General features: G+C 34.7%; 20 protein-coding genes. 12 read left to right on the top strand and 8 right to left on the bottom strand.

What is annotated here, in order from left to right; translation table 11 throughout:
• The 7 genes from PHF25_05830 to acpS form a co-directional block, all read left to right on the top strand.
• On the top strand, positions 1 to 479 hold a 479-nt coding region (locus PHF25_05830; protein MDD4527541.1), incomplete at its 5' end, for a hypothetical protein.
• Positions 469 to 882 carry a hypothetical protein gene (locus PHF25_05825; protein ID MDD4527540.1) on the top strand — a complete coding sequence of 138 codons (414 nt, stop codon included), beginning with the start codon at positions 469 to 471 and terminating at the stop codon, positions 880 to 882. The genes PHF25_05830 and PHF25_05825, both read left to right, overlap by 11 nt.
• Positions 879 to 1,391 carry an LptA/OstA family protein gene (locus PHF25_05820; GenBank protein ID MDD4527539.1) on the top strand — a complete coding sequence of 171 codons (513 nt, stop codon included), beginning with the start codon at positions 879 to 881 and terminating at the stop codon, positions 1,389 to 1,391. The genes PHF25_05825 and PHF25_05820 overlap by 4 nt, the downstream gene beginning before the upstream one ends.
• Before the next feature lies 1 nt (position 1,392).
• Entirely contained in the window at positions 1,393 to 2,322 is a 930-nt protein-coding gene (locus PHF25_05815; GenBank protein ID MDD4527538.1) for an NAD(P)/FAD-dependent oxidoreductase, read from the top strand.
• The gene (locus PHF25_05810) at positions 2,322 to 3,338 is read left to right on the top strand and encodes a polysaccharide pyruvyl transferase family protein (GenBank protein MDD4527537.1); all 1,017 of its coding nucleotides are present in this window, start codon (positions 2,322 to 2,324) and stop codon (positions 3,336 to 3,338) included. The genes PHF25_05815 and PHF25_05810 overlap by 1 nt, the downstream gene beginning before the upstream one ends.
• 69 nt (positions 3,339 to 3,407) lie before the next feature.
• Entirely contained in the window at positions 3,408 to 4,136 is a 729-nt protein-coding gene (locus PHF25_05805) for a WecB/TagA/CpsF family glycosyltransferase (GenBank protein ID MDD4527536.1), read from the top strand.
• Positions 4,090 to 4,512: a holo-ACP synthase gene (acpS, locus tag PHF25_05800; GenBank protein MDD4527535.1), complete on the top strand. Its 423-nt coding sequence runs from the start codon at positions 4,090 to 4,092 to the stop codon at positions 4,510 to 4,512. Before PHF25_05805 ends, acpS begins: the two co-directional genes overlap by 47 nt.
• Here acpS and PHF25_05795 read toward each other — a convergent pair.
• A complete protein-coding gene (locus tag PHF25_05795; protein ID MDD4527534.1) occupies positions 4,497 to 4,835 on the bottom strand; it encodes an STAS domain-containing protein in 339 nt (112 codons plus the stop codon). The genes acpS and PHF25_05795 overlap by 16 nt on opposite strands.
• Positions 4,836 to 4,916: 81 nt before the next feature.
• Between PHF25_05795 and PHF25_05790 the strand changes: the two genes are divergently transcribed.
• The 5 genes from PHF25_05790 (at position 4,917) to PHF25_05770 (ending at position 9,595) form a co-directional block, all read left to right on the top strand.
• Entirely contained in the window at positions 4,917 to 5,819 is a 903-nt protein-coding gene (locus PHF25_05790; GenBank protein ID MDD4527533.1) for a glycosyltransferase, read from the top strand.
• Positions 5,800 to 6,798, top strand: a complete 999-nt coding sequence (locus tag PHF25_05785) for an FAD:protein FMN transferase (GenBank protein MDD4527532.1) — start codon at positions 5,800 to 5,802, stop codon at positions 6,796 to 6,798. Before PHF25_05790 ends, PHF25_05785 begins: the two co-directional genes overlap by 20 nt.
• A complete protein-coding gene (gene pgeF / locus PHF25_05780; protein MDD4527531.1) occupies positions 6,788 to 7,489 on the top strand; it encodes a peptidoglycan editing factor PgeF in 702 nt (233 codons plus the stop codon). Before PHF25_05785 ends, pgeF begins: the two co-directional genes overlap by 11 nt.
• A gap of 65 nt (positions 7,490 to 7,554) precedes the next feature.
• Entirely contained in the window at positions 7,555 to 7,728 is a 174-nt protein-coding gene (locus PHF25_05775; protein MDD4527530.1) for a 4Fe-4S binding protein, read from the top strand.
• Between the two features lie 91 nt (positions 7,729 to 7,819).
• Entirely contained in the window at positions 7,820 to 9,595 is a 1,776-nt protein-coding gene (locus tag PHF25_05770) for a transglycosylase SLT domain-containing protein (GenBank protein MDD4527529.1), read from the top strand.
• On the opposite strand, the gene PHF25_05765 is transcribed toward PHF25_05770, so the two are convergent.
• From PHF25_05765 to PHF25_05735, 7 genes are read right to left on the bottom strand one after another with little or no spacing between them, the layout of a single operon-like run.
• On the bottom strand, positions 9,592 to 9,987 hold the full coding sequence (locus tag PHF25_05765; protein MDD4527528.1) for a hypothetical protein: 396 nt from the start codon (positions 9,985 to 9,987) through the stop codon (positions 9,592 to 9,594). The two genes, PHF25_05770 and PHF25_05765, sit on opposite strands and share 4 nt — an antisense overlap.
• Before the next feature lie 24 nt (positions 9,988 to 10,011).
• Complete coding sequence (locus tag PHF25_05760; protein MDD4527527.1) at positions 10,012 to 10,434, bottom strand: hypothetical protein; 423 nt, start codon at positions 10,432 to 10,434, stop codon at positions 10,012 to 10,014.
• Between the two features lie 21 nt (positions 10,435 to 10,455).
• The gene (locus PHF25_05755; protein MDD4527526.1) at positions 10,456 to 12,525 is read right to left on the bottom strand and encodes an Ig-like domain-containing protein; all 2,070 of its coding nucleotides are present in this window, start codon (positions 12,523 to 12,525) and stop codon (positions 10,456 to 10,458) included.
• A 42-nt stretch (positions 12,526 to 12,567) separates the two neighbouring features.
• A complete protein-coding gene (locus tag PHF25_05750; GenBank protein ID MDD4527525.1) occupies positions 12,568 to 13,158 on the bottom strand; it encodes an OmpA family protein in 591 nt (196 codons plus the stop codon).
• Positions 13,159 to 13,192: 34 nt separating this feature from the next.
• A complete protein-coding gene (locus PHF25_05745) occupies positions 13,193 to 14,101 on the bottom strand; it encodes an OmpA family protein (protein MDD4527524.1) in 909 nt (302 codons plus the stop codon).
• A gap of 56 nt (positions 14,102 to 14,157) precedes the next feature.
• Complete coding sequence (locus PHF25_05740) at positions 14,158 to 14,580, bottom strand: hypothetical protein (GenBank protein ID MDD4527523.1); 423 nt, start codon at positions 14,578 to 14,580, stop codon at positions 14,158 to 14,160.
• 13 nt (positions 14,581 to 14,593) lie between these two features.
• Complete coding sequence (locus PHF25_05735; GenBank protein ID MDD4527522.1) at positions 14,594 to 15,163, bottom strand: hypothetical protein; 570 nt, start codon at positions 15,161 to 15,163, stop codon at positions 14,594 to 14,596.
• Positions 15,164 to 15,184: the final 21 nt, after the last annotated feature.

Below are 15,184 nucleotides of genomic sequence, written 5' to 3'. Positions count from 1 at the left end.
ATACTGGTTTTTTACAAGAGGGATTTGATGAGCTAGCCGCAATTAACAAAATAGATAGTGAATACAATCAGAAAATTTTAACTGAGACTGCGATTGAATTAGAAATGGCAACTAATGATTGGAAAGCGAATTTTAACTATGCTTTTGCTTTATATTTCAATGATAGAAAAGAAGAAGCAAAAAATTATTTTTATAAAGTAGTTGAGTTAAGCCCAGAAAGGTCTGTTAAAGGTTGGGCTCTTGGTTACATCGCGTATATTCATGGTGAAAAGAAAGACTGGCGAACAGCACTGAGGATAATTGATAATGCTATTCGATATGAGCCAGATGGAATGGCGTTATTTCTTGCAAAAGGTTATGGTCAACAACAAACAGGGGATTTTTTTGGTTTAGCCGGAACTTTGATTAAAGTTGGATCCATGCAAGCATCCAGTGTCTTTAATAGATATTCCATAGATAACCTAAAAAATGAGAATTAAATATTTTTTCTTTTTTGCTTTTGTGGTTTTATTATACTTAATTTTTTTGAGGGTTGATTACACTTATAAATCACCTTCAAAAACAAATGAACCAAACCTTGTTCTTCTGAATGCAAACATCGAACATTTTTTGCAAGGAGAGCTAGAGTTTAATGTAGTTGCCAAAAAAATAGAGATTTTTGACAAAAAGTTTATTATGCATGAATCGACCATTAACTCTGAAGATGGTTTGATTATTTCTGCTGATGTTATTGATTATTATCTTGATAGGGGAGTAGTTTATGCAAGCTCTAACGTTTATTTTAAACGCGGTCAGCACGTTTACAGTGGGAATGAATTAGAATATGATATGACAAGGCTTCTGTTGAAAACTTATAGAGGAGGGGAGTTTGTTTTACAATGAGTAGAGTAATAATATTTGTTTCACTATTTGTTTTTTTAGTTTGCTTTGCAGCAGAGGATAATCCTGTAAATATTAAGGCCGAAAGGTTTGAAGTAAATCTTTCTACCAATTATTTTGAAGCAAATGAAAAAATAGTTATTGAACAGGGCAAGCTGATCATTCGAGCAGACAAAGCTAATTATAAAGAATCCAAAAATAAAATAAATCTTTTTGATAATATCATTGCTGACTATTTAGAAGTCAAAATTTATTGTCAAGAAATGGTTTTTGACAGAGAAAAGAATATCGTCAATGCTTTCAAGGATGTGCAAGTGATTTACAAAGAGTATATTGTGTATAGCCAGAAACTTGTCTATTACCCAGACAAAGGTCTGATGATTTTTAAAGGAGAAGCAATAGTTAATCAGGGGAAAAATGTTTTAAAGAGTAATGATATTACTTTGGATTTGAAAAAAAACAAGATTTATTCAGACAACAAAACCAACTTTATGATTAGTAACGGTAATTAGCATGGAAACTCTAGAAGCCATTGACTTCAAAAAGTTACAGGAGGATTTTCCTTTTGTTTACGATGTGCTTGTTATTGGTGGTGGGGTTTCAGGCTTAAGTACGGCCATTGAAGCTGCAGATAAAGGACTTAGTGTTGTAATAATCGAGGAAACTGGAGTTCTAAGTGTTTTGGAGGTCGTTTCTCAGTTTAGAGAGCTGGGGCTTTTATCTCAGAGTGATGTTTTTTCTAAAAGTAGAGTAGAGTATTTATTAAAAGATAAAAATATTCATGTTATGTATAGCAAGGTGGTTTCTGTTTTTGAATTATCCTCTAGAGTAAAAAAGATATGTACTCAGAATGGGATTATGTTAGCAAAAACAGTTGTTTTTGCTACTGGCATAACTTTCAGAAAAAGAGAGACTCCCAATGTCCACCTTGATTTGGCAATAGATCCCATGATGGACATTGTATATTATATGGGTAAAAATTTAGCTGTGCTTGGTAACAATATTCATGCGTTTAGAATAGCAGAATATTTCAGCCCGTTGGTTCGTAAAGTCCATTTAGTACTAGAGACAGAGGTTGCAGAAGTAAGTGCAGAAACGTCTGAAAGACTATATTCTTTAGCAAACGTTTCAGTTTCTAATGAACGGTTTTTTGATCTAGTTGGTGAAGAGCAGATAGAAAAAATATTATTAACAAATGGTGAAGTTTTGGATGTTGATTGTGTTTTTGATTGTAGCTTGTCGGTAGCCAATACTTTTTTTATTGAGGAGGAGTTGTTATACAAAGATAATTACTTGCAAGTTAATGAGGATATGGAAACTGCCATTCCAGGAGTATACGCTGTTGGTTCCTGTAGAATAAATTCCAATAGTATGTCAGTTTCAGCAATCAATGATGCACATTTAGCGGTTAGGGCTATTGAAAGGTATCTTTTAGTTTACTAATGAAAATAGGGCTGGTTGGTTTTTTTGGCAATAATAATGTTGGCGACGAGGCTATTCTTCGTGCAATGATTAGCCAATGTAAAAAGTATCATGTACCAATTAAGATAGCTGTGTTCACAGACTCTCCAGAGATTACTAAAGAAAAATATGACGTGATTGTTTTCTCAAGAAAAAAAATTACCCATTTAATTGCTGGTGTGAATTATTGCGATTTGATTGTTTTTTCTGGCGGTAGTTTGTTTCAAGATCAAACAAGTATTCTTAACATGTTTTATTATACTGGAGTGGCAGAGCTTTGTAGATTGTATAAAAAGAAGTTGGTTTTATATTCCCAAGGTTTCGATAGATTAAAACATTTTATTAGCAGAAGACTTTTGAGGAGAGCCATTTTTTTAGCGCATAGAGTTAGTGCGCGAGATTTTCGCAGTATTGATTATTTAAAAAATGATCTTAAAATTAAGAAAAAAATTGGTTTTGTGATGGATACTGCTTTTTTATTGCAACCTTATCAAAAAGATAATCAATATCAGGGATATGTTGGGATTAATATAATGTCAGGCCAATTAACCAATCATTATTTGAATCTTTTAGTCGATTTTCAAAAAAAGACCAATGTGGATTTGATATTTGTGCCTTTTAATCCAGAAGACATACCTATCTATTCATTATTAAAGAAAAAATTAAAAATCGACATTCTGGAAGAGGGTGATCCTTGTCATCTAATGGGAAATATTAAGCAGATGGATTTTTTTATTGGCCAAAGATATCATAGTCTTATTTTTAGTGCAGCAGCAAGAACGCCCTTTGTCTATTTAGGTAACGGAGACAAAGGCGCAGGTTTTGCTTCTATGGTGAAACAAACGATTCTTCCTTCCGTGAAAGATGCAGATAATAGGCTAGTAATGCTTTATAAAGATAGGGTGGCACAGAAGAATGTACTCACTTGTTGTATGGATGATGTTGAGAAGGATTCTATTCCAGAGCTGATTGGAAATGTTCTAATAAAGTTCTTTTGAACTATAATTCATTAGACAAAACCAGCTATTTCTAGTAAATTATTGTAATACTTTACAAGTGAAGGATTCATGGATAATAACTTATTAGGATTTTCTTTTTTTTCTGGAAACTACCAAAGTCTGATTAAAGAAATTGATAATTACCTTAGAAAAAACCAGAGTTGTTTTATAATAACTCCCACCACTGAGATTCTTTATGCTTCTTATAAAGATTCTTATCTTTCGGGTATCCTCAAATCCGCAGATATTTTGTTGCCTGATAGTATCACTTTAGTTAAATTAGCAAAGGTTTTCAGAAAAGGTTTTACCAAAAGAGTAACTGGAATAGATACGATTTATGCACTAGGCACTAATCAAGAAAGACAATATAAGGTTTTTTACTTAGGAGCTAAACAAGAAATAGTAGACAAAGCTGTGAGCAATACCGCTAAGTTGTTTCCTTCCTTTAACGTAGTTGGTAGTCATCATGGCTATTTCGCTGAAAACGAAGAAAATGAGCTAGTTGCGCAGATAAACAAGAGTGGCGCGGATATTTTATTTGTCGGTACAGGCTTTCCTAAACAAGAAGTTTTTATTAACAAACATAAAGCTCAATTAGCGGTGCCAATCAAAATAACTGTTGGTGGGAGCTTTGATGTTATTGCTGGAGTGTTAAAAAGAGCACCACTTTGGATGCAGAAAATGGGGATAGAGTGGTTTTTTAGATTATTACAAGAACCTAGTAGGATTACCAGAATGTATCTTATTCCTTATGAATTGTTTCAGCTTTACCTTTATGAAAAAAAACATGGCAAATAAATACACCACTGGAATTGATGTTGTTTCTGTAGAAAGATTTAAGGAAATTCTTAAAGACGAGCATTTTAAAAACCGTGTTTTTTCTGAAGAGGAATTAGCTTACATCTTTAAGTCGGATAATGAGTCACTAAAACTCAACCGAATGGCTGCTCGATTTGCAGCTAAGGAAGCATTCTTCAAGGCAGTTTCTAGTATTAAAGATTTAATAATGAAAGAAGTCTCTGTGACACACGAAGAAGATGGGCGTCCTTATTTGGTTTTTACTGGTAAGACAAAAGATTTTATCGAACAGAATAATATATCGTGTGATCTTTCTATTTCCCATGATGGCGGATTCGCAGTAGCAACAGTTATCTGTTATCAGTTAGCAGATTGAATACAACTTTTTAGGTCTTTCAAGATTGGAACTTTGTTCCAAAGAGTTGTCATAAACAGAATATCTTCACAATCTTTATCTAAGTTACAAAGTATTAGTTTTTTGTTATTTTTTTTGGAAATTTCGTGGACTCGATTAAAGGTGCTTAGTCCAAGACTGTCGATATATTTACAGTTTCCTAAATCAATCACTATTTTGGGATGAGGTTTTATCATTAAGGAGTTAACCTTGTCTAACAATTGTTCTGATTCATTAAATTCAATGTCACCGTTAATCACAAGATAACATACGTCATCAATGTATGATACATTAATATTTTTCATAATTGAAAATCCCCCTAATAGCTAAAAGTATCATATTAAAAGAGTAATTGCAAATTTGGGTAGTTTTAATACAATAGATTCATGGGAAAAAAAATTAGTGTTGTTATCGGTACTTATAATCTAAAGGATAAACTTAAGTTAGTTTTGGATTCATTAAATGACCAATCACTCCAACCTGATTTATATGAAGTGCTTGTTGTGGATAGTGAGAGTGATGATGGTACAGATAAATTTATTGTTACAGCTAAATATAAATATTCTCTTAAATATTTCAGACAAAAGAATGAAGGCAAGGCTTCGGCAAGAAACAGAGGGATAAAAGAGGCGTCAGCTAAACTTGTATTAATTACTGATGCAGACATGATTGCTCATAGAGATTTACTGAAGGAACATTTGAATCTTCAACAAGAAAATGATTTTAATGTTTTAGTGGAAGGAAAGACTTGGGTATTAACTAAAGAGTCTTTGCCTGTTTTGGAGCATTTACGAAGACCATATATTACGCATCATGTTAAGCATAAACAAAGACTAGATTTTTATTATTGTTTGACTGGTAACTTATCTTTTCCTAAGAAATTTTTTGAAGAATTTGGTGGATTTGATGAAATGTTCAAAAATTATGGTTGGGAAGATGTTGCCTTTGGCTTTGAGCTTTTAAGAAAACAAGGTAAAAAGCTAATTTATTCGGATAAAGCAGAAAATTATCATTTTCACGTCTGGTCTGATGTGGAAGAAATTTACAGAAGAGAAAATATGGGAAAATCAGTACATTTGATTATTCAAAAATATCCATCTTTAAAAAGTTTTTTAGGTATCAATTTTTTAAATAAAATGATCTTTAATTATTTATCAAGAAAAAATCAGTTACGAGAGAAGTGGCTTGTTATTCTTGAAAGTGGTCAAACTTTAGGTAAATGGAAGAAGTTGCTTCTGCGAGAGTATTATTTTCAAAAAGGATATTTGAGTGAAGAAAAAAATAAATAGTCTTTTTTTGTTAGTAATTATGCTTTCCTTGTTTTTATATTTATTTTTTAATAGACAAGCCTATGAGTTTTCCGGTTATACAATGGGGACTACTTATAAGGTAGTAATTTATGCTAGGTTGATTAATTCTGAAAAGTTGCGAGAAATGAAAGTAGCGATTGAGGATGAGTTGTATAAGCTGAATCTTATCTTTTCAACATTTGAACCAAATAGCGAGGTTAGTAAATTAAATTCAGCTTCAGTTAATGTAAAATATGATTTAGGTGATGAATTATATAGTGTTTTGTCTTTAGCTAAAGAGACGTATTTAGAAACTAATGGGTACTATGATCCGACAGTTGATCCACTTGTTCGGCTTTGGGGTTTTGGACGAGAGAATAAATATACGTATCCATCCACACTAGAGATTGAATCAATGTTAAGCTTTGTAGGTTATGATAAATTAATCATTGCTGACAACAGCGTTGTGAAAAAAGAAAACGTCACTATCGACCTTGCTTCAATCGCTAAGGGCTATGCTGTAGACAGATTGGTTGCTGTTTTGACTAAGTTTGAACAAAAGGATTTTATGGTAGAAATTGGAGGAGAACTTTACGTTAAAGGTGACGAGTTTTATCGTGATGGTTGGGATGTTATTATTGTTAATCCAGAAAATAACAACAGCGCGATGTTGATGCTGAGGTTAAAGAACAAAGGTGTTGCCACAAGTGGTAGCTATAGGAACTTTAGGCTACATGAAGGTGGCAAAAAATATCATCACATCATTGATGTCAAAACAGGTTATCCTGTTTTTAATGATTTATTGAGCGTTACTATTGTTGCCGATAATGTTGCCAAAGCAGATGCCTTAGCAACTGGTATCTTTGTGATGGGTACAGAGGCAGGGCTGCAATTAATTAATTCTTTAAAAGATGTTGAAGGAGTATTAATTGAAAAAAGAGAAAAAGGTCTAAAGGTTATCAAGAGTAGTGGGCTTTAATTACTACATTTCTAATCGTGATGATGGTAATATTTCTTTTTATGCAGGGACAGGTGACGTTTTAGCTAATCGTAAAGCTATTTGCACTAAACTAGGTTTGTTAATTGAGAATTTAGTTGTTATGAAACAGAGTCATTCCTCAGATTTTTATGTGGTAGGAATGGAGGATGCCTCTAAAGGGGCCCTTAATGGTGAGAGTGCACTTAATAATGTAGATGCCTTGATTACTAGCGAGAAAGACCTTGTCTTGATGGTACAAGGAGCAGATTGTCCCTTGATCGGTCTTTATAATGAAGAGAGTGGGGTTTTGGCAGCCATTCATTCCGGATGGAAGGGGACTCTTGGGAGAATCATTCCTAGGGTGCTTGAGCATATGAAAGCTGAAATGGGTTGTGATCATAAATTCACGAAAGTTATTGTCTCTCCTTTCGCTAAAGGTTGTTGTTATGAAGTTGGTGAAGAGTTCAGAGAAACTTTTAAAGATAACAGCTCGGCCTTTAATTATAAGGATGATAAATTGTTTTTTGATTTGGAAATTATCCTCAAAGAGCAGTTGTTGTCTTGTGGTATTAGACAAGAAATGATTTTTGTTGAAGATGAATGTACTATATGCGGAAAAATTTTCTATTCTTATAGAAAAAACAAGTCAAATGCAGGTAGGTTTAGCCTTTTGGTTTGGATGACCTCTTGAAGGTTGACATTTAGTTTAGGCGGTCGTAACATATTTCTGATTTTGTTAGTAAAGGAGGGTAAAGAATGGTTTATAAGATTAGTAGTGATGATTGTATTATCTGTGGTGCATGTGATTCTTCATGTCCAGTAGAAGCTATCTCTGAAGCGGATGACAAAAGAGTAATCGACGCATCAAGTTGTATTTCTTGTGGTGCCTGTGTTGACACTTGTCCAGTAAACGCTATTTCTGAAGATTAATTTTAGTTAATTGTACAAATAACATTAGAAAGGAGGCGTTAAGCCTCCTTTTTTTGTAGACAAATTTGGTTTTGTAATTGAAAATCAAGTTATGAAAAACATTCTCACCAACCTTCTTTTTTTTGTAATTTTATTAGCAACTTTTACTTTTGCAGATACTTTAAGTGATTATTCTAGAGCTAGAAAATTGTTTAACACAGAGCAAAAGATGGAAAGCTATATTTTGTTGAGAAATATTAGTCAAACAACTTCTGAAGTTCAGGATTTTGCTTTGTATTATTATGCTAAATTATCTTCTAGGGAAGATTCCATTCCTATATATGAGCAATTGCTTAAAATGTATCCTGATTTTATCTTTGCGCAAAGTTTGAGAAATGAGATTTTAGACTATTCTTTTACTAAAGAAGCATGGGGTAAATTGAGTTCGGCAGAGGTTTGGAATTTAGCAAAAATATATAATTCAAGAGCTAGATGGGCAGACAGTAAAAAGGCTTTTAGTTATTGGTTTAAAAACTATCCGTCGGCTGACAAAGTAATTGAGGCCAAATATCTTTCGGGAATAAACGCTACTAAGCTCGGCGAATATGCTGCTGCTTATAGTTTTTTTGCAGATGTAATAAATTCTAGCGACAAACGATTTAGTAATTTAGCAAGAATTCAGAAAGCAAAACTTATTTATGTGCAGAAGGGTATTGATGCTGGAATAGAAGCTTATCTTCATCTAAGAGAGAATTATAGTAGTAATTTATATTTAATGGAGACTGTTTTACTAGAATTAGCTAGTTTGTACCGCATTAATGATCGATATGCCGAAGCAGAAGAGTGCTATGTTACTTATTTGAAGATGTTTCCAGAGAGGCAAACGTCAGATGAGATACGGTTTCAGTTAGGAAGAATGTTGTACATTTCTGGTAATTATTTATCAGCAGAGAAATATTTTGATGAAGTTGTAGAGAAAGAGAAAGTAGACCAAACAGTGGGACCAGTTTCTTTGTTTATTTTAACTCTTTTATCAGAAACTACCCCTATCAGAAGGAAGGAACTGTATGAAAGACTATTTAAAGAGTATCCTTGGACTTATTATGGCCATCTTGCAGCTAGATGCTTAGGTAAGAGTTTCAGAAGAGAACCAGATGTTTTAAACAAAGATATTGATATAAAAATGCTGAGTCAAAGAGCTGCTTTTTTTATAGAGCTAGGTGACTATGAAACCGCTGCTTTGTTCTTAAGACCTAAGTTTTTTGCCAATACTAGTAATCTTGCTTTGGCTCTTTATTTGATAGAATTATATGAGAAAAATAATGACCAGTATAATGCATTGGGAATAAGCGATGTTGTTTGGAGAAATCATCAAAACAAAGGTAAGCTATATACTATGCCAACGGTTTTTTGGGAAAAGGCAAATCCACTTTATTTTTGGGAAGATGTGAATAAGGAATCGCAGAAATATGGATTGGATCCATATATGGTTTTAGCGTTAATGCGACAAGAAAGCAGGTTTAATGCTAAAGCTATTTCGAAGAGTAATGCGCGTGGATTAATGCAACTGATGTTGCCAACAGCTAAGGCAGTAGCGCGTGGCTTTAATCTGGATAAGTATGACCTTGATGACCCTTCAACAAATATAATGTTTGGAGTTAATTATTTTGCAGAAATGACCAAAAGGCATCCTAATAACAAAGAGTATGTTTTGTCTTGTTATAATGCAGGCCCAAATAGAACGGCAGTTTGGGTATCAGAAAATAGACAGCTACAGACAGAAGACTTTATAGAGCAGATTCCTTATACAGAGACCAGAAATTATGTAAAAGTTGTCATGCGTAATTATTGGAATTACCGTGATTTATATGCGAAGAATGTTTATTAGTCGTGGTGGTGTTCTTTATCTAGATATTTTTCTCTCCATTGATAGTAATCAATAGAAATTTTTTCTTCATAAACTTCGCGGTAATTTTTTGGCATTAAGATAAAATCACTGGGGATGTTTTTACTTAAAAGAATCTCCCAAGGACCTTCAAGTAGTCTTGCTTTGTGCCAACCATTTTTTTGTGGAGTCCACCAGAAATCATTATAGAAGAAGATAGCAGAGGAACAATTACTACTTGGCAAAAAGCTTATACCAGTCTTAGGTATAACAATTAGTTCTGAAGGTGTTGTGACTGTAATCGGAGGAGGACCAAGATTAATGTTAACTTCTGCTTGAGTAATACTTATGATTCCTGCAAATAAGATAATAGTTAAAATGTTGTTTGTTTTCATCTTCAGTCCTCCTTTAATTATGTTTTAGAAAAAATACCCAACCTGAGCTTGTAGTTTTACTGAGCTTGCTAGGTCAATACCAAATTCAAGGAATAGACCTGGAAGATTGATCATTCGCTCCATAATTATGGATACATATGGTCCTACCGTCGTTGTCTTTCCCATAAATCCGACCAGTCCAATATTCAAAAACATGGGGAATCTAGTGTTGTCTACATCACGTAGAAACCATTTGCCTCCTACAAATACTATCCCTGGAGTATCTGTAGCATTACCTTCTATACCAAACCTAATGGTTAAATCATTTGAAGGTACGCCACTGTCAAAAACTAGCCCTAAAGTTGTACCATCGCCTCTTACTCCCCCTATGATTGCGGGGGAATAAGCCATACACTGCGCACTTAAGAATACAAACAATAGAATCATAAAAACTTTACTCTTTTTCATTTTAGTTTCCTTTCTTTATTCTTACGGCTTTGTTACTGTTGCTCCAGTTCCCAAAGTAATTGCGGTTTGTGCTAACATTCTTCCTTTAATAGTTGAACTTGTCTTCATGCTAATTAATGTTTTACATAAGATGATTCCTTCAAGATGTGCAGTTGTGTTAAGTATCGTCGATCCTTCAACCTGCCAAAAAATATTTTCAGGCTTTGCTCCACCAGTTAAAAGAATTTTTGCTCCTGAAGACAGAATAAGGTTACCAGCAATTTGGAATATCCATACATCTGTTGAGCTTCCTGCGAGAGTTACATCGGTTGGGATTAATAGCGCTGTTCCCCATTTGTAGAGACCTTTAGGAATTGTCAAGCCACCGATATCTCCAGCTCCTAGTTCAGTTGCAGTAGGATTAGTTCTTCCTGCAGCATCAGTAAAGGCTGTTTCTATATCACCTATGGCAGTAGTCATTTTGGTTGGAGTTGGTGCCGTATAATCAGCAGCATAAACCTTTCCAGTTACCAAAGAGGATGCAGAAAAAGTACCTGAGCTATCCATTGTTAATCCAAAACCAGTAATAGCTGTAGCACCGATTGGGCTAACTCCAATGTCTCCAACAATTGAGTTTCCTCCATCAGCTGAGATTCCAGCTTTGGATATCACTGCGAAATCACCAGCAGTTCTAAGATTTACTGCTAAAGGCATATCGGCAATAGCTGTAGTAAAAGTCCAGTTTTTCGTAACAACTAAAGAATTACCAGCAACGTCTTTAACGGTAGTTGCGATTTCTGCAGTGTAGACTGTATTTGCTAATAAATCATTATCTGGGTTTAGTGTTCCAACGTTACCAATGTAAGCTACAGTCGCAGTAATTGGAGTAGCTCCTTGTTTTAACGTAAAGGATAGAGCTGTGATGGTTGAGGCATTCATTGCTTCGCTAAAATTAGCTGTAACATTACTATCAATGTATATACCAGTAGCTCCATGTGCAGGAAGTGTAGATAGAACCGTTGGTGCAGTAGTATCTGGTGCAGCAACAGTCGTAAAACTCCAAGTTTTAGTAGTTGCTAAAGCGTTTCCTGCAGTGTCTTTCACTGCAGTAGTAATTGATGCTGTATAAACAGTGCTATAAGCAAGGTTACTAGCTGGGTTTAAAATACCAGAAGTTCCAACATAAGTTACATTTGCAGCAATTGGAGTAATCCCTTGTTTTAAAGTAAAGGATACAGATGTAATAGTTGCGGCATTCATTGCCTCACTGAAGTTTGCAGTTAAGTTGCTGGCAATTGCTATACCAGTAGCTCCATGTGCAGGAAGTGTAGATAGAACCGTTGGTGCAGTAGTATCTGCTGCTACAGCCGTAGTAAAACTCCAGTTTTTCGTAGCAACCAAATTATTACCTGCAAGGTCGCTTACAAAGGTAGTAATTTCTGCAGTATAAACTTTACTGTTTAAGAGATTGCTGTCTGGATTTAGCGTTCCTATGTTACCAGCATAAGTTACAGTTGCAGTAATTGGAGTAGCTCCTTGTTTTAAAGTAAAGGATGTTGATGTAATGGTTGCTGCGTTCATTGGTTCACTGAAAGTTGCAGTTATATTACTATTAATGGCTGTCCCATTGACCCCATTTGCAGGAACCGTAGAAAGCACAGTTGGTGCAGTTGCATCTATAGCAACACCAGTAGTAAAACTCCAGGTTTTAGACGTAGTCAAAGAATCACCAGCTACGTTTTTAATAGCAGTAGTGAGCGTTGCTGTATAAACAGTATTGGCTAAAAGATTGTTAGAGGGGTTTAATGTTCCCACTTTTCCAATGCAAGTAATAACAGAGGCAACAGTTGTTAATGATTCCTTTAAGACAAAAGATTCCGAAGTGATAGTTGCGGGGTCCATGTCATCACTAAAGCTTGCTACAATATTGCTATTCAGTGCGACGTCAGTTGCATCTTTTGCTGGCACTGTAGAGAGCACAATTGGTGCTATTGTGGGTGATGGAGTAGGTGGTGATGATGCATCAGTGTGGTCAAGTACCCTTCCGCATCCAGACACAAAAACTAGTCCTACTAGTAATAATGCCGGAATAAAATTTTTAAATATTTTCATGATTTTTACCTCCATTTTCTTTTTTATTATTATTAGTCACAGTTATTTCACCAACACTGCTTCAATACGACGATTCAGTGAACGGTTGTATTCAGAATTGTTTGTAACTAAAGGGTTGAGTGAGCCATAACCTTTCACTACAAGTTGATCAGTAGGAACTCCATAGGTAGTTATCAGCATTTTGGCTACCGAATAAGCTCTACGGAACGACAAGTCTAAATTATTGTTGAGTTTAGACATTTCATCATCAGTGTGCCCTTGAATTTCTATTTTCTGGTCAGGATGATTCTTTAGGTAAGTAGCAAACTTTTTAATGTTTTCACTATAACTTGCAGAAATTACATCACTATCGGTCTCAAAGTTAACGTCAAGGTTTAAAGCTAAGAAATTACCTGAATTGTCCACAACAGCTTTTGTTGGTATGTCAGGAAATTCATCACGGTAGTTGGGAATACCATCACCATCAAAGTCTGAATTTCGTTGGTTGTTTGTGAAGGGAATGTTTAACAATCCTGCGTAAACCCAAACAATAACCCCAATTAGCAGTAACGTTGCCAGGATAATCTTATAAATACTCATTTCTTTGACAATTTTATAGATTCTAGTACCACGAACTACTCTATAGATTTTCATTTAGTTACCTCCCTTTTCTTTGTGTTATTTGTCATTATTGTTGTTTCACCAATACTGCTTGAATACGACGATTCATTGATCGGCTGTCTTTGGAATTATTTTTAACAAGAGGCTTGAGTGAGCCGTAACCTTTGACAATAAGTTGATCAGTAGAAACTCCGTATTTTACAATTAGTACTTTGGCTACTGAGTAAGCTCTACGGTATGACAAGTCTAAATTATCATTGAGCTTAGACATTTCATCATCGGTGTGTCCCTGAATTTCAATTTTTTGTTCTGGATGCTTTTTTAAATAATAAGCGAAGTCCTTTAAATCCTCTGCATAAATGGGAGATACGACATCACTGTCAGTCTCAAAATTGATGTCAAGGTTGATTCCTAAAAATTGACCTTGGCTATCCACAATAGCTTTTGCTGGTATAACTGCGACTGGTTCACGGTAATTAGTCGTGGTGTTATTCACAACAACAATAGTTTCTTTACGATTTCCAAAGGGAACATTTAGAATACCGGCAAACATCCATTCTGAGTCACGCTCACCATACCAAATATGCCTAGTCTGCAGACTATATATCCAATCTGGGGCTAGGATAAACTTTAGACCTGCGCCTACATTTAAACCAGCGTAAAAACTGTTTTGTCCAATGTCGCCACCAATTCCAGTAAAGACATAAGGTATAACATTGCTATACGGTAGAACGTTGTAAATTAAGTTTAGTCCATAGGTAAAATAAAGTTTACTTGAGGCAATGACACCTAAATTCGCTTCGGTTGCCCATCGGACATTGTCAGCAGGTTTTGTCAGAGTCACCCCTACTTCATAACCATTACTTACCTCCCGTTTACTATCGCCTAGATAGAACCCAGGGTAGGGGGCCGCTGCAAAAGGTATGCTTAACAAAGATAAAGACATTAAAACAGTGCAAAATAATACTTTTTTCATAATCAAATCCTCCTTATTTTAAGTTTCCATAATTCATTTAGCATTTCAGGTATTTTTTAGAAAAAATATCCGACCTGAGCTTGTAGTTTCCCCGAGGTTACTATGTCTATCCCGACCTCAAGAAACAAATCTGGCATGTCCAGAAAACGTTCTAACATAATAGATACATAAGGACCCACATTTGCTTCGTTTCCAAGATATGCAACAATACCAAGATTTAAAAACATAGGTAATTTGGTGTTATTTAAGTCACGAAGAAACCATTTTCCTCCGACAAACATAATTCCTGGTGTATTTGAAGTAGTGGCTTCTAGTCCAAATCTTATATTCAGATCATTTACACGAGATCCACTTTCAAAAACTAATCCTAAAGCAGTGCCATCTCTTACTCCACCTATGACAGCGGGGGTATATGCCATGACCTGTATTCCTAATAGGCAAACAAAGACGATAGCTGTAAATGCTCTATTTTTTTTCATTTGTACCTATCTCCTAAATTGTTAGCATTACAGAAGCAACTAATCCGCTTGCTGTAAATTTGTCAGATGAAATACCTGACTCTGAGACAAGTTTTCCGTTAATAAGTTGGTAAGCTAATTTAAAAGATAAGGTGTCTGAGCCTAAAATTGCTCCAGCTTGATAACCAAAATCACCTTCTAATTTGGCAGACGTATTAGTAAAAGACATATAGGTATAATTAATTCCTCCAAAAACGATTAAATTGTCACTAATTGAAGTTAGTAAGTTTGCTTGAGTTATTAATTGTGAAAACTTAACCAATGTTCCTGAAAATGGAGCAGTAATTCCAAAAGCAGTTCCTGAATCAACAGTTCTGTCCAAATAATAAGCACAATCAATAGAGAAACCAATGTCGTTGATTAACTCTGAATAACTTAATCCAACTCCAGGGGTTTCTTTGTAATTGTAAGCGAAATCTATCCCAGACATGCTCACGTCTACTTTATTTGTAAAATCATAAAGACCATAAACACTGAAACCAGGCTGAAACGCAAAAAGTGCACTTGAAATACAGATACAACTAACGATTAATAATTTTTTCATAATATTCTCCTTTTTTTTAAT

The sequence above is a fragment of the Candidatus Margulisiibacteriota bacterium genome (genome assembly GCA_028706105.1).
Taxonomy (GTDB): domain Bacteria; phylum Margulisbacteria; class Riflemargulisbacteria; order GWF2-35-9; family DYQY01; genus DYQY01.
The sequence above is the reverse complement of the archived record's forward strand: the minus strand, read 5'-3'. Positions and strand labels throughout refer to the sequence as shown.